Source organism: Kolteria novifilia (assembly GCA_007748055.1).
Lineage (GTDB): Bacteria > Planctomycetota > Planctomycetia > Kolteriales > Kolteriaceae > Kolteria > Kolteria novifilia.
Genome location: CP036279.1, coordinates 6,576,727 through 6,600,867, shown reverse-complemented (window position 1 = coordinate 6,600,867; position 24,141 = coordinate 6,576,727). Strand labels below are relative to the sequence as shown.

Below are 24,141 nucleotides of genomic sequence, written 5' to 3'. Positions count from 1 at the left end.
CGTTTGCGTTCCACGATTTGCTCCGCCGATTCGAAGTCGCTCCGTTCTCCGCGTCCACTAATCGTCACCATCGCTACAACTCGACCGGCACCAAGACGATTCGCGCATCGACTGGTCCTTGACCGGGGCGGCGGCGGGGCGCTATACTCGCGACGGGTTTACGGGATTGTGCCCGCCCGCCTCGAACGGTGTCTGTCGAATGTTCCCCGTCGGATGAGTGCTTGGGGATGCGTCGACACGGCTTTCCACGATTGGTCGTCGGTTCCCGCTGATTGCACTGAGCGCGATGAAGCAATATCATCGCCCCCAACGGACAGTTCACGCGGTAGCGCCGCCATCGTTCTCGAGATGAATCAACTTGACGCGCAAGAGGATGCCAATGTCCCTCCATCCAGTTCGGATCAAGCTCTACACCATGACCACCGCGACCCTGATGGTCGCGGGCCTGGTCGCCACGACCGTCATTCCTGGTACGCGGGGCGCGATCGCCGCCGAGGCGAAACTAGCGACCGAGGTTTCGACGTGGGAGGGGCTGCTTCCTCCCGCCGATCTCGAGCGGATCGTTCAGATCTACGTCGAGGACATGAAGCGGGGCATGCGGTCGCCGGGTCTCTTCGCCCGCGGTCGCAAGAAGGTCGCGTGGCAGGCCCGCGTGATCGCCGTCTTGGGCAACATCGGCGTGATGACGATGAAGGGGGAGAACGCTCAGAAGGCGGCCGCCCTTCGCGCCGCGGGGATCGAACTCTCCGAAGCGGCCGAGGATCGTAACTTCAAGGCCGCCAAGAAGGCCTACGACGCGATCGGCGACTACCCCGCGAAGATCAAGCCCGTCGACTCGACCGAGGTGATGGACTGGAACGACGTCATCGATTCGGAGACGCTGATGAAGAGCGTCTCCTCGATCGACAGCAACGCCGGCAAAGCCAACAAGATGTCCGACCGCGACTTCAAGAAGGAGTCGATGCAGTTCGCGTCGCTTTCGCAGCTCATGGCTTGCTTGGCCGTGATTTCTCGCGAGCACGAAGAGGGCGAGGACTGGAAGAAGTGGTGCGACGAGATGCGTGAGGGTTCCATCGTGATGGCCAAGGCCTACGCCAAGGGCGATCTGGAAGCCGCCAAGGAAGCCCACAACACCCTTCAGAAGTCCTGCAACGACTGCCACCAGGTCTACCGCTCGGAGTAATACGAGCGGCGGGGGTTCGCCCGTCGCGGTTTCCCTCGCGAAGCCGCCCCATCATGACATCACGCGGAGCACGTCGCCCTAGAGGTTGACGTGCTCCGTTCATTTGAGCTGATCGAAGGCTTGCTCGAATTCCTGGGCCTCCACGGTGGCGTCGGGAAATGACTTGGCACGGATCTCGTAGGCCTTCCTGAGACGTTCGATCAGCTTCGAAGTCCACTGGGCACTCTTCTCCTCGTTGCCGATCCGTTTGCTCCACGGACGAAGGTAGAAGTGCTGGAATCGTTCGTCGCGTTCCAGATAGTCGGCGGCGAGTTGGATGGCCGCGTCCGGGCCCTCGTGATCCCACTCCAACATGCAGCGAGCGTTGACTAGGTGTTGAAAGCTACTCTGGGACGATGGAGTGCGGTAACTCGTCTTGGGGTAGCTGGCGATGGCCTGATCCAAGTGCCCGGCTGCCTCCTGTGGTGCGTTCCGGGCCAGCGCCATGACCGAACGCAGCCGGTGCGCCCTCCAATCGAAACCGGGTTCTCCCTCGTGTTGTTCCAGCCAGTCTAGGACCTTCTCTTCCATCGCCTTCAGTTCCGCCGGGTTTGGCGACTCACCTTGCTTCCACCGCTCGAAGTGAAGGTCGAAGCTCTTCTTGTCGGCCCAAGACTGCTGACGGGCGACGAGCTCTTGAATCGACTGCCGACGCGTCTCGAGCTCTTTCAGGAGATCGGCGGGAGGTTGTCGCTTGCGAGGCTTTGGAAGCGTCTTTGGGGCGTCGACGACCGGCGTGCTAGGCGTCATCCGCTTCGTGAAGAACATCGCGTCGAGGACGCGAGGCCAACGCGCCGTCGCGGAGGCGTAGCCGAGCGGTCGGCTGACGAACTCGGAGTCGAGCCACTTGCCGTCGTCGGGAAGCTTTCGGAAGCTGATGATCGTGTTCTCGAGCCCCGTGGCGGCGAGCATCGCATCGAGGCTTCCGGCGGGCGCCTGGCCGATGTCGAATCCTTGCGTCCAGGGGTAGCCTTTCTTCCCCTCGTAGGCGGTGAATCCCAGCGAAAAGACATCGTCGCCGAGTTCTTTCGAGGCCACATCGCCCATGGTGACGATGTCCGCGTAGAAGTCGGGCTTTCCGTCGAGTTCGACCTCCGAGGGATGGCGCATGATGTGGAACGTCGCCGCCCAGACAATGATCTTGCGATCTTTGAAATGTTCGTTGGCGAGCCAAATCAAGTTCTGGCCCATTTGACTGTCGCGATCGTTGCTCGGCGTGGGAGTCGTAGAGAGTTGGCGGCGCCAGCGACTGGTGATCTCCGCTTGGCTGCTCTTGATGAACTGTTTCCAGAAGGCGAGTTGGCGAGGATCGTTCCTTCGGTTGCCGTCGAGGCTCTCCAAAACGTTGAGCAACTCGTCGAGTCCCTTGATCGCTCGATCTTTCTCGTTCTCCGCGAAGGTTTCCCTTCGATCGAGGAGTTTGCGGTAGGTCCGTTCAATGGTTCTCCATCGCTCCTCCTCGACGATCGGTTCGTCACCCCGCAGGAAGCCACGAAGATCGACCAAGAGCTGTTCACGCGAGCTGCTGGCCGTTAGTTGGCAGTCGACTCCGCAGAGTTCCAGCGGGCGATCCTTGTTGGCGTTTGAGGCGAGGTAGTCGAAAAGGGGCTGGAGTTGTTGGCTCCGCGTCCAGATACCGAAGATGCCTCTCTGGGCGGCCGCGAGAGCATCCTGTCCGTCGCGAAACGCTTCCCATGCCTTGTGGCAGTCGTAGAGACCACTCTCGAACGCGAGGACGTCGAAGTCCATCTCCTGATGGAGAAACTTGATCAGTCGCGTCTTGGCGAGAAAGGTGGCCCCGTCACCGTGAGACTGCTCGCCGAGCATCACGACGCGGGCATCGCCGATCATCTCCTTGAGGGGTTGGAGGTCGGAAAAGTCCTCGTTCGCGGGATCGATCGAATCGATGCGAACGGCGTTCTCTTGAAGCCATTCAACACGATCGCCAGTGGCGTTGTTGTTCGGTTCCGCGCCGAGAACCGAACAGAGAAGGGCCGCTTGTAGTGTCACGATGAAGGCGACGAGAGCCGAATTTGAGCGCAGCACCATGGATTCGCTCCCTTTGACCTGGCGAGGCGACGAGTCTTCTACCGGTTCGAGGATGGGATGATGGTCTTGATTATCTTATACCAAGGATGGTGCTAGGAGTTGTGAGAAGTGATGCCCCACTGGGGCTCGCGAGGAATAGCTATCCCCCCGAACGTGACCCCTTGGCATGCCCACGGCGAGCGTGATTTTTCTCCTTGCATGCTCACCGCGAGCGTGGGCATGGCACCCAAGTCATAAGTCCTCAATTCGTGAGTGTCGGTTCGCTCACGCCTTCAGCGTGTCATCGTGGCGTCCAGTCGAGGGGGGGAGATCGGACCGATGCACGTTCGCCAACGCGGCGCGTCCGCCGTCGAGCTTGTAGGCGTCGTTGTCTTCCCACTCGATGCTGACCGCGCCGCTGAACCCGGCCCGATTGAGTTCGACGAGGCACTCCTCGATGTTGATGCTATCGCGTCCCGAGCCGGGGGTGACGAAGTTCCAGCCGTTGAGCCGGTGGCCCATCGGGCGATGACCGCCAAGTAGCCCGGCACGGACCGGATCCTTGACGACTTGCACGCCCTTGATGTGGGCGCAGTGGATGACGTCGCCGTACTCGCGGATGAACTCGATCGGCGAGACGTTCTGCCAGAGCATGTGGCTCGGGTCGAAGTTGAAGCCGACCACGCCCGCGAATCCCGCTTTCTCCATCGCCCTTAGGTAGTCGCCGGCGGACTCGATGTCGCCCATGGCGCGTTCGCTCGGGTGACATTCGAGATCGTACGTGACGCCGTATTTCTTGCAGGCATCGAAGACCGGGCCGAAACGTTCCGCGAGCAACTCCAGGCTAACGTCGAGCACTTCGGCAATCGCGTGACCGGCGATCGAACTGGGGCGGGGCGGGAACTCGAAGAAGTGGCTCCAGCAGTTCGCCGGGGAACCGACGAACCCCGGGACGGGAACCTTGCGATCTTGGAGCTTGCCGACGTAGTGGGCCAGCCGCACGGCCGCGATCAGATCGGCTTGGGCCTGGCTGTGGATCAGCTTGCCGACTTCCTCGGGAACGAAGTAGGGATCGGTCCGAGGCGGTTCGCTGCCGGCCGCTCGCCAGCTCGCGTAGGCTTCAATCGCTTCGCCGCCACAGAACTGGAGCGTCTTGGCGGAGGGTTCGTCACCGAGGGCCTGGCCCTGCAGGTGCGTCGCGAGGGTGAAGATCTCCAGCCCGCGGCTCTTCGCTTTCTCGACACGCTCCTTGGCGTAGGCTTCGGCGCCGGCATCGTCGCGGCACTTGGAGAGATCGAGTTCCCACGTCGCTTCCTCCCAGCCGTCGAATCCGGTCTCGGCCAGGTAGTCGAGCCATTGGTCTTCGGGAATGTCCCCGAATTGGCCCCGTACCAGCCCGATCTGGTGGTACGAACTCTTTCCTGGGCGATGTTGCGACGTCTGCTGGTATCCCATCGGCACTCTCCAATTGCGATTTTCGACAATGGTTCTCGGTTGTGTCAGTTGACCGGGCGACGGTCACGTCGACCTCGTTGGTGCGGGTGGACCCGTCGTGGCCCCAAGGAAGGAAGATGCACGTTGGCATGCGATCCGCGAACGCTCGCTCGGTTCCGCGCGAGGGACGGTTCGCCGAATTCGGATCTGCCCCCAACAGTCGGCCCAGTCAGTGACCTTTCTAAACCTCGCGAGACCCGTCAGGCAAATTCTTTTTGCGCGATCGGATCGAATCGCCCCGCCGGCGGCTCTCACGAGCCGGTTTCTCGGCGAACGACTTCCCCCAAGTCTTCTCGCCGATCACTTGTCCCCTTTTCGCGGGCACCTGGGAATGGTTAACTGGAGGATCAAGACGATTGGGGACACCATGGATTTCAAAGATCTCTTCGAAGTTCTCGTCCGCGAGCACTCGGACATGTTGCTGGTTTACCTGCGGGCGTCGCTGCGCGATCGAGCCGCGGTCGACGACATCTTCCAGGAGACCTGGTTGGTTGCCTGGAGGCGGATCCATCAGTTCGACCCCTTTCGCCCTTTCGGACCGTGGCTTCGAGGCATCGCCTCGAACTTGCTCAAGCGCCACTTTCGCAAGATGTCCGGCAATCGCCGCGAGGTGATCCAGCAAGAGCAGGTCCTCGAGTTTCTTGAGGCCCGCTGCGAATCGCTGCACCGCCAGACCGGGGACACGCTCGACGAGAAGCTCGAGTCACTGCGCGACTGCTTGAAGGATCTCCCCGAGCCCTACCGATCGACGATCGAGCTGCGCTATCGGGAAGGGATGAAGGGCCGGGAACTCGCCGAACGTCTCTCGGTCTCGATCGAGAACGTCAAAAAGAGGCTCCAACGCGGTCGCGAGAAGCTCTTGGGATGCTTGCACGGAAAACTTCGCTGGGCCGAGGCAACAGCAACATGAACAGCGCCAACAATCGAGAAGACCGCTACGAGGAGGGCGAACCGCTCGCCTCTCCTTCCGAGAACGCGACCTCGGACGAGCTCCGGCGGCACGCCGATCACCTCTTCGTCGACGCGCTCTTGGAGCGGGTTCATGGCACCGAAACGCCCGAGGATCGAACCCAGCGGGTGATGGAACTTCTTGAGCGGACGACGCGTCGGCGTTGGACGTTGCCGAGGCCGCCGTGGTTGGGATCGGGGATCGGCATCGCCGCGACGCTGATGATCGCGGGAGCGTTCTGGTTGTTCACCGGCGGGCTCGCACGCGACGCTCATGCCGCGCTTGAGTTCATCATGGAGAAGAACGCTCAGGAGGTCGATCGGCAGTACGCGGTGATGGCGGAAGGGGGCACCCTGTTTCCCGGCACGGTGGAGAGCGTCGTCTACGTCCGCGGCGGCGATCATTTCGTCATTCGCCGCCCGACGCCTCTTGGGGATGTCTACGTGGGAACCGATGGCGACCTGGCTTGGTGGATTCCGCCCGTGGGGCCGATTTTCGCCTCGCGCGATGCCGATCGTTTTCGTCATTTCATCAGCAAAAAGGGTGAGGACGTTCCGTTCTTGAGTTTGCAAGCGGTGCTTCGGCGTTTCGGGGAGGACTACGATCTCACCCTGACCAGCGATGCCCCCGAGGGGGCCGAGGGAGACTGGATTCACTTGCGCGGTCGCCGGCTCAACAGCGAGCGGGTCGGTCCGGAGACCATTGATCTCTATGCCGATCCCAAAACGGGGGTGATCGAGCGACTCGATATCGAGGGGGGAATCCCGCTGGTCGGTTGGCGGCGGGTTCGGCTCTCCTTCGCGGGCTCGCCCAAGCTTCCCGACAATTGGTACGAGCACTCGGCTCACCACGAGAGCGACCGTAAGGTCTTCCATCTGGAGGACGTCTCCCTCCCAAAGCCGGCCGGGGCGACCGAGTCGTCCGCGGGGACTTCCACCCCCGAATGACTAGACTGATCCAGGGTGAGCATGCCGCCCCATCGAATCCCTGGAGATCCCTTCATGAGCCGCTGGTTGGAAGTCGCAAAGGTTGACGACATCGACGAAAACGCCGGTCAAGCGGTCGTCGTCGAGGGCCGACTGATCGCCCTCTTTCGGATCGAGGGCAAGATTCACGCGATCGACGATTGCTGTCCGCACGCCGGCGCCCCGCTCAGTGAAGGGCACGTCGCCGACGGTATCGTCACCTGCCCGTGGCACGCGTGGCGCTTTCGCATCGACGATGGCATTTGGGCCGATGCTCCCCAGGCCGGGACACGCGTCAACACCTACCCCATCAAGATCGAGGGCGACAAGGTTCTTCTCGAAGCCGATTGGTAGCGAAGGACCATCCTCTCCCTGGAGCGACCACCGCACCCCCCGCCCCACTCCCTCTTGTCGACGCTGTTGAAAACAGACGCTTCTCGCCCGGACGCGACCTCGGGGAAGACAACCTCGGTTCCTCTTTGACCTCGGTGCGTGTAGAATTCGGGATTTGGCACGCAGTGAGCAATCCTGAGTTCAGAAGCATAGAAGAGGCCTGTGAGCAACATTCTCGAGTTCGCCCTGGACCGCTACCGCCTTGGCAACGGCCTGGAAGTCGTGCTGCATCAGGACCGAGCGATTCCCATCGTCGCGGTGAACCTGTGGTATCACGTCGGTTCCAAGAACGAATCGCCGACGCTGACGGGACTCGCCCACCTCTTCGAGCACCTCATGTTCGAGGGTTCGGCGGGCTACGATGATGAGTACTTCAAGCCTCTTCAGGAGGCGGGGGGCTCGATCAACGGCTCCACGAGCAACGATCGCACGAACTACTACGAGGTGGTTCCCAGCAACTTCCTCGAACGGGCCCTCTGGATGGAGGCCGATCGCATGGGGCGGCTCTTGCCGGTGCTCAGCGAGGCCAAACTCGAAAACCAGCGTTCGGTCGTCCAAAATGAACGGCGCCAGCGAATCGACAACCAGCCCTACGGCCGGGCCAGCGAAGTGATGGCCAAGCAGCTCTACCCGGACGATCATCCCTATTCCTGGCCGGTGATCGGCTGGATGGAGCACATCGAGGCCGCGACGCTCCAAGACGCCAAGGACTTCTTCGAGACCTACTACCGTCCTTCCAACGCGTCGCTGGTCGTGGCGGGCGACTTCGAAGCTCCAACGACGAAGGACTGGATCGAACGGTACTTCGGGGGGATTCCCGACGGCAGCAAACCGCCGATTCAAGAGGTGATTGAATCGCCGCTAGATGGCTCGCGGAGCACCGAGCTCGAGGACCGTGTGGCGCTGCCGCGACTCGATTTGGCGTGGCCGGGTATTACCCGCTTTCATGCCGACGAGCCGGCCCTCGACTTCGCCGCCCAAGTCCTCGCGGGGCGGAGCAAGGATAGTCGGCTCAAACGCATTCTCGATCGCGAGCGCCGCCTGATCAGCACCATCGGCGCCTACAACGCGACGCTCAAGTTGACCGGGCAGTTCGGTATTCGGGCCTACGCGTTGCCAGGCAAGTCGCTCGACGAGATCGAGGTGGTCATTCGCGAGCAGATCGCCGAGTTGGCGAGCACGCCTCCGACCGAGGACGAGATGACGCGGATTCGCAACTTTTACGCGAATCAGGCCTACGCCCGCATCGAAACTCTGCTCGGTCGCGCCGACGCGTTCAATCACTACCTTTTCTACGCCGGGGATCTCCACGCCCGTTCGTTCATCGTCGAACTCGATGCCTATCAGACCGTCACCGCGGAGGATGTCCAGCGCGTCACCGCGAGTTATCTCAACGGTCCCTACGCCTCGGTGCGCGTTCTGCCTCAAGGTGGCCAAGCAAAGGCGGCACGCGAGGTGACGGAAGATCGTTCCGGAACGCACGTTCCGAAGAAGAAGGGGCACCACGATCACCTACCGGACGCCGGCCCCGATCCCGATTTTCGCGCTCCGGCGATCGAGCGGGCCACCGCGTCATGCGGACTCGACCTCCTCTTCGTCCGTTGGCCCCGGCTGCCGCGCATCGACTATCTGCTGCTGATGCGCGCCGGGTCCAGTCACGACGTCGCCGACAAGTCGGGACTCGCGCGGCTTACTTCGGAACTGCTTGACGAGGGAACCGTCCGCCATCAAGGACTCGGGCTCGTCCGTAAGCTCGATCATCTCGGCGCGACATTGCAGTCGAGCATGGGGGTCGAGAGTGGTAGTCTCTCGCTTCGCTGCCTGCGGGAGATGCGTCACGAGTCCTTCGCCCTCTTGGCCGAAGTCTTGCGACAACCGATGCTGGCCGAGGACGACTTCGAACGGGAGCGTGGCCGTCTTCTCGCGGAGATCGCGTATCGCGAGGAACAACCCGCCTACCTCGCCGACGAGGCCATCGACGAAGCGATCTTCGGCTCCGATCACCCCTATGGTCGTTGTTGCGATGGACGCGAAGAGGACCTGCGACGGATCGGTCGTGCCGACGTCGTCGACTTCTTCGAACGCCGCTATCGCCCCGATGGCGCGACCCTTCTCGTCGTTGGCGACACGACGCTCGCGGAAGTGATGGAGATGGTCGAGCACCACTTCGCCGACTGGAAGCAGCGAGGTTCGACCGACATGCCGACACCATTCGAACGTCCCGACGTCAATGGGCAGCATGTGGTGACGGTCGATCGGCCCGGCTCGGCCCAGTCGGTGATTCGGGTTGGACGAGCATCGATCGCCCGCTCCTCGCCCGACTACCTGCCGCTACTTGTGGCCAACACGGTCCTGGGAGGGCAGTTCGCCAGTCGGCTCAACCTTAGCCTTCGAGAAGAAAAGGGGCTGACGTATGGTGCTCGCAGCAGCCTGACGCTCCGGCGCGCCGGTGGCGCCTTCACCGCGGGCGCCGCGGTCCAGTCGAGCGGCACGCGTGAGGCGGTGGAGGAGTTTCTCACCCAGATCGCCTCACTCTCCGACGGCAAGCCGATCACCCAAGAGGAGCTCGATTACGCCAAGGCGTATCTCATCCGCCGTTTTCCGGCCCGGTTCGAGACCAGCGGCGGCATCTTGTCACACTTGGCCCAGCTCGCGCTCTATGACTTGCCCGACGACTACTACAGCCACTACGTCACCGGGATTCGCGAATTGACCCTCGCGACGGTCGACGAAGTGATTCGTCGCCATCTTCGGCTCGAGGGAACGCGCGTCGTCGTCGTCGGCGATCCCGAGCAGACCGGAGACCTCGCCGACGCAGTCGGCGCGATCATGAACGGCGCGACCTCCTGAGGTTACCCGACGGTCACGACAAGGCTTCGTCGATGGCCGAGTCCGCGTCGGGATACTCGTTCGGCGTGGCATACCAACCGTTGGGCCAGGTCTCGGCTTCCCACGCGTCGCCTGCTTCGTTGAAGGGCGTGATGCGAATCCAGTCGACTTCGAGGACCGTCGTGTCGAAGTTTGGGTCGCCGGCCCAGCCGACGGTGTCGCGATACTCGCCGTCGACGAGTTCCTTGTATCCTGCCGCGGGGAACCAGATGCCGACCCAGAATCGGGCGGCGCGATAGGGGATGTGGTCCTGGCCGAACGCGGCCCCCTCGACGCGATAGATCTCGATCCCATCGATTCGCCAGATCACCCGGGGAGTCTCGTCGTCCTCGCCGGTGTGCCATTCGATCGCGTAGTTGTGGAACTCCCCATCGAGGGCCCATGCCGGGATCTCGACCCGTCCGGGATGGTGGGCGCCTTCGCCCCCTTGCTGGCCGCCCCAACTGTTGGCTCGGGCGTTCGAAAACGCGATCGGATCGTTGGTCTCCCCCGATTGGAGGGCGGTCGGGAACTCCCAATCGATCTCGGTATTGCGAATCTTGCTCGGTTCCTGCCAGTACTCTTCCTGGCCGGGGAAGTACTCGATGTAGTGGAAGGTCCAGAAGGCGGTGGCCGCCCCGAGCTCGGTCGGGATCCGGGCGTTGACCTCGTAGAGGCCCGAGGCGTAGTAGTCGCGCGTCGCGATCCCGGCGCCGACACGGTTGGTCTGACCGCCATGGCCGACGACATCACCGTCGTAGAGGTCGCCGTGAGCTTCGAGCTTGAGGATGCCATCCTCGATCGAGACGTTCTCGGGAACGAGCCCGCCGTTGTCGCCTCCCCAAGCCCGATCGACGATCAGCCAATTGTCGGAGGAGAGGCCACCGCTGAAGTCGTCGTAGAGGACCTCGGTCGTCATCGCCGGGGTGGGAGAGGGCGTGTCGAGCCACTCGCCGCCGACCGCGTTGAGCACGACGTCGTCGACGAGGAACGAGCCGGGGTTACCCTTCCAGCTCTCAAGGAGGACCTTGCCGTAGGTGTAGTCCTCTCCCGTGTCGAAGGTAAGTGAAATGGTCGACCACTCGTCGCTCGTGACAATCGCCGACGCGGTCGATCCGTCGCGCATCACGAAGGCGATGGTTCCCGAACCACCTTGGTCGCTTACCTTGGCCTTGGCAGTCAGCGTATAGGTCGTCCTCGGAACCAGTGCGACCTGAATGTCCTGCACGGCTCGAGCGGTCTCGTCCATCTGGGGCGTCAGCGTCAGGTGCGCGCCGTCGGCGGTCTCGGTGAACGCGCCATGGTCCATGATCCAGAAGTAGTCGGCGTCGTAGTCGTCATCCTCCGACTCGAAGGAGGAGGCCTGCACCACGTTCGCTCCCGGCGCCGGCAGCGTGGGGAGCCACGGGGGCAGGGCGTGGACGGTGCCCGGCGGGAGTTCTTCCGGCATCGCCATCCGCCCTTCGGTGACGCGGATGTCGTCGAACTCGACGTAGCCGTCGACCTCGGTTAGGTAGGCCTGGAGACGAACGCGGACGCTCGTCTCGTTCACGTCGGTGTAGAAGATGAAACGTTTCTCCTGCCACTCGGTGCCGGTGGCGGAGTTCGACTTGTCGATCTGGGTACCTTGGTCGACGCTGAATGACCCCCACAGCTCTTCGGAGCTGGTGCGGACTTTCACGGCGATGGTGTAGAGCGTTTCCGGTTTGAGGTCGCTCATGATCCGGGTGACGCGAGCGGTTTGGTTGGCGCCAGGCGTCAACCGTAGGATCTGGGAACCATCGGTGGCGTCGCCGGACACGATCGCGGCCGAGCCGTCGATCACGAAACTCGAAAGGTCGCCGCTTTCGAAGCTTCCGCCCACAAAGAGATTGCCGCTAGGTTCTGGCGGTGGCTCGGGGTCGGGCGTGGGGTTCGGATCCGGATCGGGATCGGGCTGCTCCGCGCCGACGGGGACGAGCACCAGATCGTCGAACGAGACGCTCCCCGCCTGCCCCTTCCAAGCCTGGACGTAGAGGGTGACTTGGCTGACATCCGCGGCGGTGGTGAAGGTGAGTTCGTGACGCTGGGGCGTGGCGTCGTTGCCTCCCTGTTCGGCGACCGACCAACGGCCGTCGAAGCCCTGAACGCCGAGATAGCCGTAGGCCCCGTCCGAGACGATCATCCCCGAAAGGACGTACTCGGTGTCAGGCTCGACGGCAATCGACTGCTCGAGGCGGGCCGTCCCCGCTTCGGACGGAGTGAGCGTGAGACCGAAGTCGCCACCGCCATCAGGGGTGACCGTCGCTTCGGCGCCGAGCAGGCTCGCGTCCGACCAGCCCGACGTTGATTCCGTGGCGAAGTCGCCGTTGACGACGAGATTATCGGTTGGGTTGGGTGCTGGATCGGGTCCGGGAGAGGGGTCGGGATTCGGGGTCGGCTGAGGATCACCGAGACCGGGGCCGGCGAGCGAGATCGAGTCGAAATAGACCGCGCCCGATTGCTGCTTCCAAGCCTGGAGGAAGATGACCGCTTCGGTGGCCTCGTCGCCGGTGGTGAACTGTAGTTCGTGGGTTTCGAAGCCAGCGGCGTTTCCTCCCGTTTCCTCGATTGACCAGCGGCCGTCGAAGCCGGTCACGCCGAGGTATCCGTAAGCGCCCTTGGGCGAGGCAATGGCGCCTCGAAGAGTGTAGGTACTGTTGGCCTCGAGCGAGACGGTCTGCTCGAGTCGAGCGGTTCCCGTGTCCGTGGGCCGGAGCACTACCGCCGCGTCGCCTTCGTGAACGACCTCTTGCGTCGTGTCGACCTCCGCCGATCCGACGGCGGCGTCCGTCCAGCCCGTAAGCGTCCCATCGTCGAACCCACCGTTGAGAATCCCGGTGGCGGGAACACAGCGTGACTCAAGTGACTCAATGGCCAAGATCGGGCTGGAGGTTGTGGAGGTGCGAGGTCGTTTCGATCCTCTCGGCGAGGTCCTGCCCATGAGATCTTCTCCGAAGTGTCGTTGGTGATGTGCGATCGGTTCCGCAGATCGTTGATCTATTCGCTGCCGGCTACGAACGGCCGTCGTAGATCCGCGGGCTGCTACGGGAACGAAGTGGGCCGCAGGGACAGGTCTTGTGTCGAGATGTGAGATTGGTCTGCCGACCGGTCCCTTCGGCACCGAGAGATAGTCTCTCCCACTCAGCGAGGATGCGAGACGACCGCAAGTTCCCTTAGCCCTTCACTACGGCCGCTGGGGCTAAAAAGATGGGTGAACGGCGGGCGAAGGGGAGAATATTCCGCTGGGGAAGAAGCGAGCGGAGAAGTGGTTCAACCAGAGCGCATGAGTTGGCGTCGGTGGTCTTGCTCAGTCCGTGCGTGGGATCGCTTCTCCCTGGTCACGGTGAGCGTGTTCGACGTTGCCTGCCCACGTAAGCGTGGGCAGGACACCCAAGAGTTTTCTAGTCAGCAAACGAACCGATCAGGTTGCTAGCTGCCGAGGCCGAGTTCTTTGACCTTCTGGGCGATGTCGGCGCCGTGGCTCTTCGTCTTCACCTTGGTGTCGATCTCGCGGATGATCCCGTTCTTGTCGATGTAGAAGGTCCAGCGACGCGGGTTGAGCCGTTCGGAGTCGACCACGCCATAGGCGCGGGCGGTGGTCCGCATCGGGTCGCTCAAGATCGGGTAGTCCAGACCGAGCGACTCGGCGAACTTCGCGTTGCGCTCGGGCGTGTCGCAACTGGCAGTGAAGTAGGCAGCGCCGGTCTTGCGAAGGGCGTCTCCGTTGGCACGCATCGACTTGCACTCGGCGGTGCATCCGCCCGTGAAGGCCTTGGGGAACCACGCGATGACGACCGGTTGCTTGCCCTTGAAGTCGGCGAGCGAATAGGTCTCGCCATCGCTTCCCTTGAGGGTGAAGTCGGGGGCCGGCTTGCCGACCTCGGCCTTCGGCTCGGCGTGGGCGATCGAAACGATTCCCAGAATCAACGTGCTGACCAACAGACTGCGCATGGTTCACTCCTCGAATGGATGAGTTCTCTTCGAACGCGGCTTCACCTGGTCCCGGTGCCACGACGGGACCGGGAAGGCGAGACGCGTGGTTTCTTCCCGTCGGCTTTCATGGTGTCAACAACGTCACGATCCCTTGATCGCGATGGCGAGACCTCCGGCAACCGATTCGCCGGTAGGCAGTGTCATTCGTGCGTCAATATCCCAACAATCTTGGTCGCATCACATGCGTGGTGGGACAGACGACCTTCGCGAATCCACGAACGCCGACTGTGTCGTTGGCTAGTCCATCTCGGGCGGTGGCCATCCCAGTTGGTGGCGGCCGGTCGGATTGGGGGCCGAATCACTCCAGTCCCTTACCGCTACCTGACTTACCCCTTCCCCAAATCGATTTCATGCTAATCGATGGAGAACCCGCGGTGGAACGACTTTCTGAGTTTTCCGAAGAGATTCTCGGCACGCCCGGCGACGAGCGCCGCCCATGGAGTCCGAGCCGCAAGCTTTTCGTTGCGTTGGGCCGGTGGTCCCCCTAAAAGAAACACAACAACCAAACCACCACTACGGGCACGCGTCGACGGCGCCCCTTGGAGGAACCGATGAAGTTTGGAATGAACCTGCTGCTCTACACCACGAATCCCGACGATTCGATCTTTCCCATCTGCGAGAAGCTTCAGGCGATGGGCTACGACGGGTTGGAGTGGCCGATCCTCGGCATCAGCAAGGAGATGGCGACCAAGGTCGGCGAGTTCAATCGCAAGATTGGACTTGGCGCGACCGCCGTCTCCGTCCTCAGCGAGGACGAGAACCCGCTCAGCGACGATCCCGCGGTCCGCGAAAAGGGACTCGCCGGTATTCGCGAGCGGCTCGAATTGGCCAAGCTCATGAACGTCGAGTATATCTGCGGACCGCTGATGCAGCCGCTCGGCTGGTTCACCGGGCAGCCGGTGACGAAGGCTCAGTGGGCGAACATGGTGAGCTTCCTCAAGGAGGCCGGCGAGATCGCCGCGGGCGTCGGCGTGGGGCTGGTCCTCGAACCGATCAACCGCTTCGAGATCTTCTCGGTCAACACCTCGGCCGATTGCGCCCGGCTCTGTGCCGACGTCGATCACCCCTCGGTCAAGATGATGCTCGACTCGTTCCACATGAACATCGAGGAGAAGGACGTTCGCCAAGCCTTCCGGACCGCGAAGCCTCACCTGGCGCACGTCCACGTCTCGGAGAACGATCGCGGCGTGCCGGGATCGAGTCGGTCGATTCGCTGGGATGACTTCTTCGGTGGGGCGAAGGAGGTCGGCTACGACGGCTGGATGACGATCGAGGCCTTCTCGTCGGCGATGCCCGACTTGGCGGCGGCCGCTCGAATTTGGCGTCCCCTCTTCGACGACGCCGACAAGCTTTGCTCCGACGGGCTCCTCTTCATGAAGAAGCTCGCCGCCGATCCGGCCAGTGCCACGTAGGGGGCGGATCGTCGTTGACCCAAGGCTCCTCTCCCAATCGAACGAGACTGGGAGAGGAGGACCCGGAGAGCTCAGCGGCGATCGTTCAAGCCACCGGCGATGGTCATCTGCCGGTCGTACTCGATCTTGAACTCGTAGGTCACGTCGAAGGCCTTGGGGCCGATAGCCTGGGCGGGCACTTCGATGTCCCACCGCAGAAGCCCCTTCTTCTCGCGGTCGACCTGGTAGGCCTGATCCTCGCTCAGCTCGTGGCTGGTCTTGATGAGCGTCACCTCGGCTTCCTTGCCCTTGGTCGTCGGCAAGCGATCAAGAAGTCGCACGTTCACCGGCTTGCCGTTGAAGTTCTCGACCGCGAGTCGGTACTTGAGGGTGACGACCCGGTTGCCGCCCTGAACGATCTCTTCCTTGTCGAGCAATTCGCGACTGGTCCGCAGCGACGAATCGACGCCGAAGCCGACGGTGAACTCTTCGCCGACCGCGACGGTGGGGATGCTTCCGCGACCGACGAACTGGCCGGCGACATACGCGGTGGTCGGGCCATCGAGGAGGACGAGTTTGCTGTCGTTGGTAACGACCGCTTCTTCATAGACGAAGCTGGTCAGGACCGGAATCGCCAGTCGGTAGACGTCGGCCTTCATGTCGACCGAGGCGATCTGGATGAGTTGGTAGTCGGTCCGGCTGGGAAGCGTCGTCCGGGCGGCGATGTCGTAGCTGACGCTGATCCCTTCCTCGGACTTTGTCAAGTTGCTCGCCGCGCCGGATTTGTCCAAGGCGAGCAAGTCGACGACTTGGGCTTCCTGGGCGACGCGGTTGAGTTCGCGATCGAGCTGCTTGAGCGCTTCCTCCTGGCGGGAGTTGGCACTGAGGCTCAGTCCTTGCTTGCCGGCGGGGGTCGATGCGGCATTCTGCTGGATGCCTCCGCCTCCGAGGCCTTTGCCGGCTCCGTAACCGAGGGAGTCGGAGAACGTGTTGTTCCTCGTCGATTCGATCTGCCGACGGCGTTGGGCGAGGTCCTGCTTCTTGCGGAAGAGGTACTCGCGATCGGCCGACGCCTTGGCCTCGTCCGCCGCGGATCGCTGCAGCGTGATCGCCAAGGGGAGTAGGGTTGGCGCCGACGCCACTAGAGCGGGCGTCGCGGTGGAGAGGGACATTTTCACGTTGGTCCACTCCTCGCCGCTGAGTTGTTGGACCTGGGCGTTCACCTCGACGGTGACCGCTTTGCGTTCGGCGTCGGAGCGGACGTTGTAGGACCGCGACCAGGTCGCCTCGTTGACGAGGTAGCGAAGTCGCAATTGGCCGCCGTCGCCGGCGACGTTGCAAAAGATCACCGCTTCGCGCGCCGCCCGCGTCGATCCGCGGGTCAATTCGCTCAACTCGCGTTGCCGCGTCCGGAGTTCTTCCTCGAGTTCGCGCCGTTCCTTGCTGTAAGTCAACTCTCGCTCGGTCATGAGGGAGCGTTTCTCGAAGATGAAGTCGGTGAGCGCCTTGAGCGTCTCGGCGTTGAGCACGCCCTTGGTCAATTCCGTGTTGGCGGTGACCGCGGTGAAGGTTTCGAGCCGGCTCAGGTAGTTCTTGAAGTTTTCGAGTTGTTGGGCGAGCCGATTGTTCCGCTCCAACTCGTCCTGGATTTCACGGATCTTCTCCTCGAGTTCGCGGACCTCCTCGCGGTCGTGCTTGGTGACGTGACGGAGTCGGTAGAGGACCGAACGGACCTCAATGCCCTCGGCCGACTCGGCGTAGAGACTTCCGGGGACGACTTGCTCGGGCAGATCGGTCACCGCGATCTCCTTGAGCCCCGCCGGGCCGGGGATGGCGACGAGTCTGGTGACGAGGGCTTGGCCTTGATAGACGGTGACCGCGTCGATCTTGCCTTTGATTTCCACCCGGTCCTCGGCGGCGCTGGCCGGTGCTCCGTGGAGTAGGGCCACGGCGCACGCCGTGACCAACGCCCAGCTTCCATTTCCGCGCATGTGCTTCTCCTTCGACCTCGCCGGCGCGAACGTCCGGCGACGAGATGATTGCTCTCCGCTCCATCAACGAACGTGCGGGGGAGTCCTTAGCGATCGAGTCGAGAAAGTGGCTCGCGAGCGATGGTTGCTCACCGGCTGGCGCGCCGGATCGGTTGCCGAGTTCTCGCGCGCGCCGCGTCATGACTCGTCAGGATCACTTCGATGGCCCCGCCTCATTGTCAGGCGTGAGCTCGCGAACGTCTAGGCGAGGTGACGAAGGTGGAGTTCGACTTCTGCCCGGATCCGTCGAAGCGCTCCTGGAGCACCCGGTGGCGGTAGTCGAAGATATCTCGGAGTTTTCCGCGGACGCTCCATTCGTGGGCAAGTCGTCCGAGCGGTCCGTAGGGAAGCAGGTAGTCGACGACGTCACGGACTTCGGTTCCGATGCCGACCGGCCGAAAATAGTGCTTGTGATGCCAGAAATGGTAGGGGCCGAAACGCTGTTCGTCGACGAAGAACGTTCCCTCGTCGACGTGCGTGATCTCCGTGACCCACGTCACGCGGCGACCGAACATTGGGTGCACGTGGTAGCGAAGGATCATGCCGGGGTGAATTGCGGTCGGTTCCGAATCGAGCACCTCGAACCCGAGCCAGGGTGGCGTAATGACCGGGAGGTTCTGGGGGTTGGAGAAGAACTTCCAGCACTCGTCCAAGGGAATGGGAAGTCGTTGGGTGCGTTCGAGTCGATAAGGCTTCGGCATCTTGCACGAACCTCCTGTGGCGTACCGACATTCATGGGCGCATTCATTCTAGGCGCGATGGGTTTCCGGAACAGGACCAGAAATGGAGTAACTCGTCCGATTCCGGTCTAGGGAGAAGCGCTATGTAGGGCGCCCAAAGGGTTGACGGTGACTCTCGTCGAGGCGAATCGACACCCGAAGCTCCGGTTCGTGGACGACCGCCGACCGGGAACGTAAGATGGCCGGTCGAGTTCCCAACCCCGCGCGAGGGGACGGCCGACGAGGTGAGGTGGGGAGGAGTTTTCTTCCGCCGCTCGATTCGCTTGGCCGGTAGTCGTCACGCTTTTCCCACGGAGCCAGAACGCTTTGTTGTCGCAACTGCGTGAAGCCGCGCGCGGATGGTCCGGTCGCCACCTCCTCGGTCTCGAGGAACTCCCGGCCGAGGCGCTTGAGGCGTTGCTTCAGACTGCGGAGTTCTTTCGCCAATCGAACGACGAGCAGCGCCAATGGGACTTCCTCAAGGGCAAGGTCGTCATCAATCTCTTCTTCGAAGACTCAACCCGAACCCGGACCAGCTTCGCGCTGGCCGCCCGCAAGCTCTCGGCGAACGTCGTCGAGTTCTCCTCGAAGTCCTCAAGCCTCTCGAAGGGAGAGTCGTTCACCGACACCGCCCGCAACTTGGAGGCCCTCGGCGCCGATATCGTCGTCGTTCGTCACAAGACGCCCGGCACGCCGCACCTACTGGGGAAATACCTCAACACGTGCGTCCTCAACGCGGGGGACGGGGCTCACGAGCACCCGACCCAGGGATTGCTCGATCTGCTGACCGTTCGCCAGGTGAAGGGATCGTGCAAGGGGCTCAACGTCGTGCTGGTCGGGGACATCGCCCACAGCCGTGTCGCCCGGAGTAACATCTGGGGACTTCAGAAACTCGGGGCCCATGTCATCGTCTGCGGCCCGAAGACGCTCGTTCCTCGCCACATCGAACGTTTGGGCGTCGAGGTGAGCCACGACCTCGATGAAGTCATCCCTCGCTGCGACGTCGTCAATATTCTGCGGATCCAGTTCGAACGTCAGCGCACCGGCCTCTTCCCGTCAATTCGAGAGTATGCCCATCTCTTCGGGGTCGACGATCGGCGGCTTTCGCTGGCCAAGCCCGACGTGCTGATCCTCGCGCCGGGGCCGATCAACCGGGGCGTCGAGATCAGTTCGGGCGTCGCCGACGGGCCCAATAGCAGGATCTTGCAGCAAGTCTCCAATGGTCTCGCGGTCCGCATGGCGGCGATGTACTTGGTCGCGGGGCAGGGGATGGAGGAGTCGGCCTGATGAAACGCCTACGTCTTCGCGGTGGCCGAGTCGTCGATCCCAGTCAGGATCTCGATGCGTCCGTCGACGTCTGGATTGAGGAGGGCAAGATCGCGTCAATTGACGCCGATCCCGATTGGGTTCCCGACGAAACGGTCGACGCGAGTGGTCTGCTGATCGTTCCGGGTTTGATTGACATGCACGTTCACCTCCGCGAGCCCGGCTACGAGGCGGACGAAACGATCGCTTCCGGGACCCGGGCCGCCGTCGAGAGTGGCTTCACGAGCCTCGCGTGCATGCCCGACGGCGATCCGGCGGTGGACAACCAAGCCTCGGCGGAGTTTGTCACCCTTCAGGCTCATCGGGCGGGCTTCTGCCACGTCTGGCCGGTCGGGGCGGTGACCAAGGGACGGTCGGGCCAGGAACTCTCCGAGATGGGCGGGCTTGTCGATGGCGGAGCCGTCGCCCTCAGCGATAGCGATCGCCCCGTCGCCAACGCGGAGATCATGCGACGTGCCCTCCAATACGCCCAAATGTTCGACACCGCCATCTTGAGTCACGCGGAGGTCTCGGAACTGACCCGTGCCGGCGTGATGAACGAAGGTTTCATCAGCATGAAGCTCGGCATGGTCGGGATGCCCGCCGCCGCCGAGGAGATCCATGTCGACCGCGACATTCATCTTGCTCAGTTGACCGGCGGCCGCGTCCACTTTCAGAGCCTCTCGTGCGCGGGGAGCGTCGCGTCGCTGCGGCGCGCGAAGGAGGCAGGGCTCCGTGTGACAGGGGAGGTCAATCCCCATCACCTCGCGTTGACCGAAGAGGCGCTCACCTCGTTCGACAGTGTCTACAAGGTCAATCCACCCTTGAGAACCGGCGAGGATGTTGCCGCGCTGATTGAGGGGCTTCGGGACGGAACGATCGACGTCCTGGCCTCGGGGCATTCGCCTCGGGCCACCGAGCAGAAGATGCGCGAACTCGACCTCGCCCCGTTCGGGGTGATCGGGATCGAGTCGCTATTGCCGGTTGCGGTCAAGACGCTCATCGAGCCGGGACATCTCGACTGGTCCGCACTGGTTCAATGCCTCAGCGTCAATCCGGCCCGCATCCTCGGCATCGATCGGGGAACGCTTCGACCGGGGAGCGTCGCCGACGTGACCCTGCTCGACCCGGAGGAACGCTGGGTGCTCGACCCGTCGAAGTTCCATTCGCTGAGTCGGAACTGTCCATTCGCCGGCTGGGCGGTGCGTGGCCGTGCTCGCTACGTGGTGGTTCAGGGCGGCCTCTTTCGCTGCTCTCCGCGGGATTGAGGGCTCCGCGAGCCGCTTGCGGTGAGATCGCCGAGGAGTTCGCGACGAATTCAACTGGTGCTGGTTCGACGCCACGGAATAGAATAAAGCTCGCGGAAAGATCGGTCTGGGACTAGGCTCGGTCTCAAGAGTCGGCTCTGGCTTCGGCCGGCTACGTTGGCGCGGAACTTTGACGGTCTGCATCGACGAATCCAGAGGATTCGCCTGCTTCGACCTCCTCGTCCCCCCACCGGCTCGCTGAGCCTTGGGGCCGACGATCAACTTTTGAGACGAAGCCAAGAGGTGAGAGGCTGATCAGGGATGTCGATCGTCGTTTGGACCTCCGCCGCCCTCATCGTACTTGGGGTGAGTGGCGCGCTTGCCTATCGCCCGCTTCGCAGGATGCTGCGTGAGATCGAGGTCGAAAGGGCTCGCGAACTCTTCCGGCTCCAGCGGGAGCGACTGGAGGCCAAGTTCATCGAACTGGCGAGCTCAACCGGCAAGCCCAAGGGCCTGCGCTGGGAGCACTGCGAGTTTCACTCCCCCGTCAGCTTCGTTCGCGACCGCTCGTCGCGCCAACTGAGCGCCTTTATTGAAGTGACCATCCGGTTCTCGGCGATCGAAGGGGAAGGTATGGAAGAGGTTGCGGCCGTCAACGATCTTCGCAACGCGACCGCCGTCTTCCACTACCACCACGGCCACTGGGGAACGGGGGGCCGGGTTCTCTTCAACATGAACCCCGAGGAAGCGATTCACCGCTACCAGGAACAGTTCGAGCCCATTCCGATCGCCTAGCAGTCCTGATGATTGATGCGGATTCGCGTCCTGACTGACTCGGCTCCGTCAAGACCTGATGTTCGCGTGCCACAGGCTGCTTGTCAGCCAATGGCACCCTGAGACTTACACGTAGGCTCGCTTGACTCGTCTAGCCTTTATTCCCAGAATAGTCGATTCGAGACGGTCGATGCAGCGGCGAGCCTGTCGTGGTTCGTGGCGGACATCCCCAATCATCCGAAGACCTCAGACAGGAAAATCCCATGCCTGTGAAAGTTCGAGGCGGCAAGCTCCGCTGGAAGGGCAAGCGAGCCAACCATGGCCGCAAGCCCGCGATCAGCCTGCCTCACAAGGGCATCCGCAAGAGCAATAAGTAAGCCCTCTCGCTGGCCCTCCCTTGACTGACCAAACGACCGACCAGGCTTCTTCCTCAGCAGTCTGGGGGCTCGACGTCGGTGGTGCGCACCTGAAAGCCGCCTCCTCACGAGGCGATGCGCGCACCTTTTCTTTTCCTCTTTGGAAGCAACCCTCTCAACTTTCCGAACGGCTCGGCGCCCTGCTTGAGGATGCTCGCGTCGATCGGCTCGTCGTCACGATGACGGCGGAGTTGTGCGATTGCTTCAAAGACAAGGAGGAAGGGGTCGCGACCGTTCTTGACGGGATTGCCAAGGCCTTTCCGAAGGTGCCGATCAAGATCTGGCACACGGGCGGGCGTTTCGTCAGTGACGCCGAAGCCAGGGCCAATCCTTGGGGCGTCGCCGCCTCCAACTGGCTCGCGCTGGCGACATGGGTGGGCAAGAAATTCCCATGCGACGCGGCGCTGCTCGTCGACATCGGCTCGACCACCACCGATCTGATTCCGCTCCGCGACGGAACTCCCGTCCCTACTGGACGATGCGACCCCGATCGGCTTGCCAGCGGGGAACTCGTCTACACCGGAGTCTCTCGCACGCCGTTGTGCGCTCTCCTGTCGCGCGTTGAACTCGGAGGAGTTTCCTACCGAACGATGGCGGAGCATTTTGCCACCACGCTCGACGCGTACGTCTGGCTCGGCGATCTACCCGAGGCCCCCGAGCTAACCGAGACCGCTGACGGTACCGGGGCGACACGTTCGTTCGCCCAGCGACGTCTGGCGCGGATGATCGGCAGTGACCCGACGCGTTTCGGCGAGGACGATACGACCACCCTCGCGAAAGCGGCCCGGCAAGCGCAGTTGACCCTTCTCGAGTCCGCCGTCCGCCAGGTTGCGGAAGCCTCGCTGCCTGACGCGGTCGATCGGGTGATCGTCAGTGGGCAAGGGGAGTTCCTCGCCCGCCGGCTCCGCGACCGCTGTCCCCGTCTGGGTCGTTCCGAAACGATCTCGCTCGCCTCACGGCTTGGGGAGAACGTTTCCCAAGCGGCCTGTGCGTACGCGTTGGCTCAGCTAGCTCTGATCTGTTGAGATGAGTGCTGCCGGTGTCGTGGTGGACGGTCAAAATATGCACGACTGCACTGGTCCGCCTGAGTTCTCGAGTGCCACTGGCTGTTTGTCAGCCAGAGCCAAGGGGCCAAGCCGCCACCAACGCAACTCGCGCTAGGAGCGAAAGCCGGTCTCTTCTTGGACGCGGTCGGCGGAGGGATCAAAGCTGCCGAGCGGGACGAAGGACTCCTCTCCCCGCATCCAGTCCGCCAGCAGCAACCCGGTCGCGGGCGCGAGCTGAATTCCCTTGCGAAAGTGACCCGTCGCGAGCCAGACATTCTCCCAATGGGCGTCGCGCGAAATGATCGGGGATCCGAGATCGCTGCCGGGGCGCAGGCCCGCCCAGGAGGCGACGACCTCTCCCTTCGCGAGACGCGGATAGAGACTGACGCCGAAGTTGAGGAGGCCGTCGGCCGCCGCGCTGGAGGGTTGAACGTCGAAGCCGACATCGGCTTCCGTCGAGCCGATCAGGACGAGACCATCGCGTCGCGGAACGAGATAGCGTTTGCCCAGCGAGGTGATGGCGGGGACGACGGTCCCGTCGGTTTGCACCGCGACGATTTGGCCTTGAACGGGGCGGATACCGACTTCGCTGCCGATTGATCGGGCCAACCCTTCGGTCCAAGCCCCGGCGGTGAGAACGGCCTGGCCACATGTGAAGGTCTCGCCATGAGTGGTTCGCACGCCGCTGATGCGTTCGCCCTGGCGAATGAAGTCGACGACGGCACTCCCCTCGAGGAGCGTCACGCCTCGTCTCTCGCAAGCATGGATCAGGGCTCGTAGAAATCGAGGGTTTCGAACCTGCGAGACCTCGGGGACCCAGAAGGCGTCGGAGAGATCCGGTGCCAACGCCGGGGCATGGGATTCGATCTCCTCGCGGGTCCAAGCCTCGTGGTCGATGCCCTGGTCGATCCAGGCAAGACGGTCTTGGTCGAGTTCGGCCTTCTCCTGTGGCGTCCGACCGACGAAGATGCCCCCTGTCTGGTGAAAACCGGTGTCGATGCCGGTCTCTTCCGCCAGTTCGCGGGCGAGGCTTGGAAACCGGTCGTAGCTGACCGCGCGAAGCAGGGCGAAGGGGCTGGTGGCGCGGTCGCGCCGCGCGGGGGAGATGATTCCCGCGCCGGCCCACGAGGCTTCCGTGCCGATGCGTCCCTTGTCCAGGACGGCGACCGAGAGCGATTGGCGCGAGAGCTCGTAGGCGGTGATCAGGCCGATCACGCCTCCGCCGACACAGACAACATCGTAATTGCGGGTATTCGTGGGCATGGCGTCGGGGACTGGTG

Annotated in this window: 17 protein-coding genes; 10 read left to right on the top strand and 7 right to left on the bottom strand. The window is 62.9% G+C overall.

Annotated elements, in window-relative coordinates; genetic code table 11:
* Window positions 1–379: 379 nt before the first annotated feature.
* The gene (locus tag Pan216_RS24285; protein WP_419192931.1) at window positions 380–1,183 is read left to right on the top strand and encodes a cytochrome c; all 804 of its coding nucleotides are present in this window, start codon (window positions 380–382) and stop codon (window positions 1,181–1,183) included.
* A 99-nt stretch (window positions 1,184–1,282) separates the two neighbouring features.
* Here the strand turns inward: Pan216_RS24285 and Pan216_RS24280 are convergent, their stop codons facing one another.
* Window positions 1,283–3,271 carry an erythromycin esterase family protein gene (locus Pan216_RS24280; protein WP_145262230.1) on the bottom strand — a complete coding sequence of 663 codons (1,989 nt, stop codon included), beginning with the start codon at window positions 3,269–3,271 and terminating at the stop codon, window positions 1,283–1,285.
* Window positions 3,272–3,535: 264 nt separating this feature from the next.
* Window positions 3,536–4,705 (bottom strand): sugar phosphate isomerase/epimerase family protein, encoded by a 1,170-nt coding sequence (locus Pan216_RS24275; RefSeq protein WP_145262228.1) that lies wholly within the window; start codon window positions 4,703–4,705, stop codon window positions 3,536–3,538.
* A 406-nt stretch (window positions 4,706–5,111) separates the two neighbouring features.
* On the opposite strand from Pan216_RS24275, the gene Pan216_RS24270 reads away from it, so the two are divergent.
* The 4 genes from Pan216_RS24270 to Pan216_RS24255 all read left to right on the top strand — a co-directional run bounded on the left by Pan216_RS24270 (window position 5,112) and on the right by Pan216_RS24255 (window position 9,901).
* Complete coding sequence (locus Pan216_RS24270; protein ID WP_145262226.1) at window positions 5,112–5,654, top strand: RNA polymerase sigma factor; 543 nt, start codon at window positions 5,112–5,114, stop codon at window positions 5,652–5,654.
* Window positions 5,609–6,640: a hypothetical protein gene (locus Pan216_RS24265; RefSeq protein WP_145262224.1), complete on the top strand. Its 1,032-nt coding sequence runs from the start codon at window positions 5,609–5,611 to the stop codon at window positions 6,638–6,640. Before Pan216_RS24270 ends, Pan216_RS24265 begins: the two co-directional genes overlap by 46 nt.
* Before the next feature lie 54 nt (window positions 6,641–6,694).
* A complete protein-coding gene (gene nirD / locus Pan216_RS24260; RefSeq protein WP_145262222.1) occupies window positions 6,695–7,012 on the top strand; it encodes a nitrite reductase small subunit NirD in 318 nt (105 codons plus the stop codon).
* Between the two features lie 201 nt (window positions 7,013–7,213).
* A complete protein-coding gene (locus Pan216_RS24255; RefSeq protein WP_145262220.1) occupies window positions 7,214–9,901 on the top strand; it encodes a M16 family metallopeptidase in 2,688 nt (895 codons plus the stop codon).
* A 13-nt stretch (window positions 9,902–9,914) separates the two neighbouring features.
* Here Pan216_RS24255 and Pan216_RS24250 read toward each other — a convergent pair whose 3' ends face one another.
* Both Pan216_RS24250 and Pan216_RS24245 read right to left on the bottom strand, forming a co-directional pair.
* Window positions 9,915–12,881, bottom strand: coding sequence for a carbohydrate binding domain-containing protein (locus Pan216_RS24250; protein WP_145262219.1), 2,967 nt, complete (start codon window positions 12,879–12,881; stop codon window positions 9,915–9,917).
* A 488-nt stretch (window positions 12,882–13,369) separates the two neighbouring features.
* Window positions 13,370–13,891, bottom strand: coding sequence for a peroxiredoxin family protein (locus Pan216_RS24245; RefSeq protein WP_145262217.1), 522 nt, complete (start codon window positions 13,889–13,891; stop codon window positions 13,370–13,372).
* Window positions 13,892–14,484: 593 nt separating this feature from the next.
* On the opposite strand from Pan216_RS24245, the gene Pan216_RS24240 reads away from it, so the two are divergent.
* Complete coding sequence (locus Pan216_RS24240) at window positions 14,485–15,345, top strand: sugar phosphate isomerase/epimerase family protein (RefSeq protein WP_145262215.1); 861 nt, start codon at window positions 14,485–14,487, stop codon at window positions 15,343–15,345.
* A gap of 71 nt (window positions 15,346–15,416) precedes the next feature.
* Here Pan216_RS24240 and Pan216_RS24235 read toward each other — a convergent pair whose 3' ends face one another.
* Window positions 15,417–17,315: a mucoidy inhibitor MuiA family protein gene (locus Pan216_RS24235; RefSeq protein ID WP_145262213.1), complete on the bottom strand. Its 1,899-nt coding sequence runs from the start codon at window positions 17,313–17,315 to the stop codon at window positions 15,417–15,419.
* A gap of 218 nt (window positions 17,316–17,533) precedes the next feature.
* The gene (locus Pan216_RS24230; RefSeq protein ID WP_145262211.1) at window positions 17,534–18,055 is read right to left on the bottom strand and encodes an SRPBCC family protein; all 522 of its coding nucleotides are present in this window, start codon (window positions 18,053–18,055) and stop codon (window positions 17,534–17,536) included.
* 348 nt (window positions 18,056–18,403) lie between these two features.
* Here Pan216_RS24230 and Pan216_RS24225 point away from each other — a divergent pair, with 348 nt between their 5' ends.
* The 4 genes from Pan216_RS24225 to Pan216_RS24210 all read left to right on the top strand — a co-directional run bounded on the left by Pan216_RS24225 (window position 18,404) and on the right by Pan216_RS24210 (window position 22,840).
* A complete protein-coding gene (locus Pan216_RS24225; protein ID WP_419192930.1) occupies window positions 18,404–19,360 on the top strand; it encodes an aspartate carbamoyltransferase catalytic subunit in 957 nt (318 codons plus the stop codon).
* Window positions 19,360–20,646, top strand: coding sequence for a dihydroorotase (locus tag Pan216_RS24220; RefSeq protein WP_145262207.1), 1,287 nt, complete (start codon window positions 19,360–19,362; stop codon window positions 20,644–20,646). Before Pan216_RS24225 ends, Pan216_RS24220 begins: the two co-directional genes overlap by 1 nt.
* Before the next feature lie 300 nt (window positions 20,647–20,946).
* Window positions 20,947–21,420 carry a hypothetical protein gene (locus Pan216_RS24215; protein WP_145262205.1) on the top strand — a complete coding sequence of 158 codons (474 nt, stop codon included), beginning with the start codon at window positions 20,947–20,949 and terminating at the stop codon, window positions 21,418–21,420.
* Between the two features lie 376 nt (window positions 21,421–21,796).
* Window positions 21,797–22,840: a hydantoinase/oxoprolinase family protein gene (locus Pan216_RS24210; protein WP_145262203.1), complete on the top strand. Its 1,044-nt coding sequence runs from the start codon at window positions 21,797–21,799 to the stop codon at window positions 22,838–22,840.
* Between the two features lie 132 nt (window positions 22,841–22,972).
* Here the strand turns inward: Pan216_RS24210 and thiO are convergent, their stop codons facing one another.
* Entirely contained in the window at window positions 22,973–24,124 is a 1,152-nt protein-coding gene (thiO, locus tag Pan216_RS24205; RefSeq protein WP_419192929.1) for a glycine oxidase ThiO, read from the bottom strand.
* Window positions 24,125–24,141 lie beyond the last annotated feature (17 nt).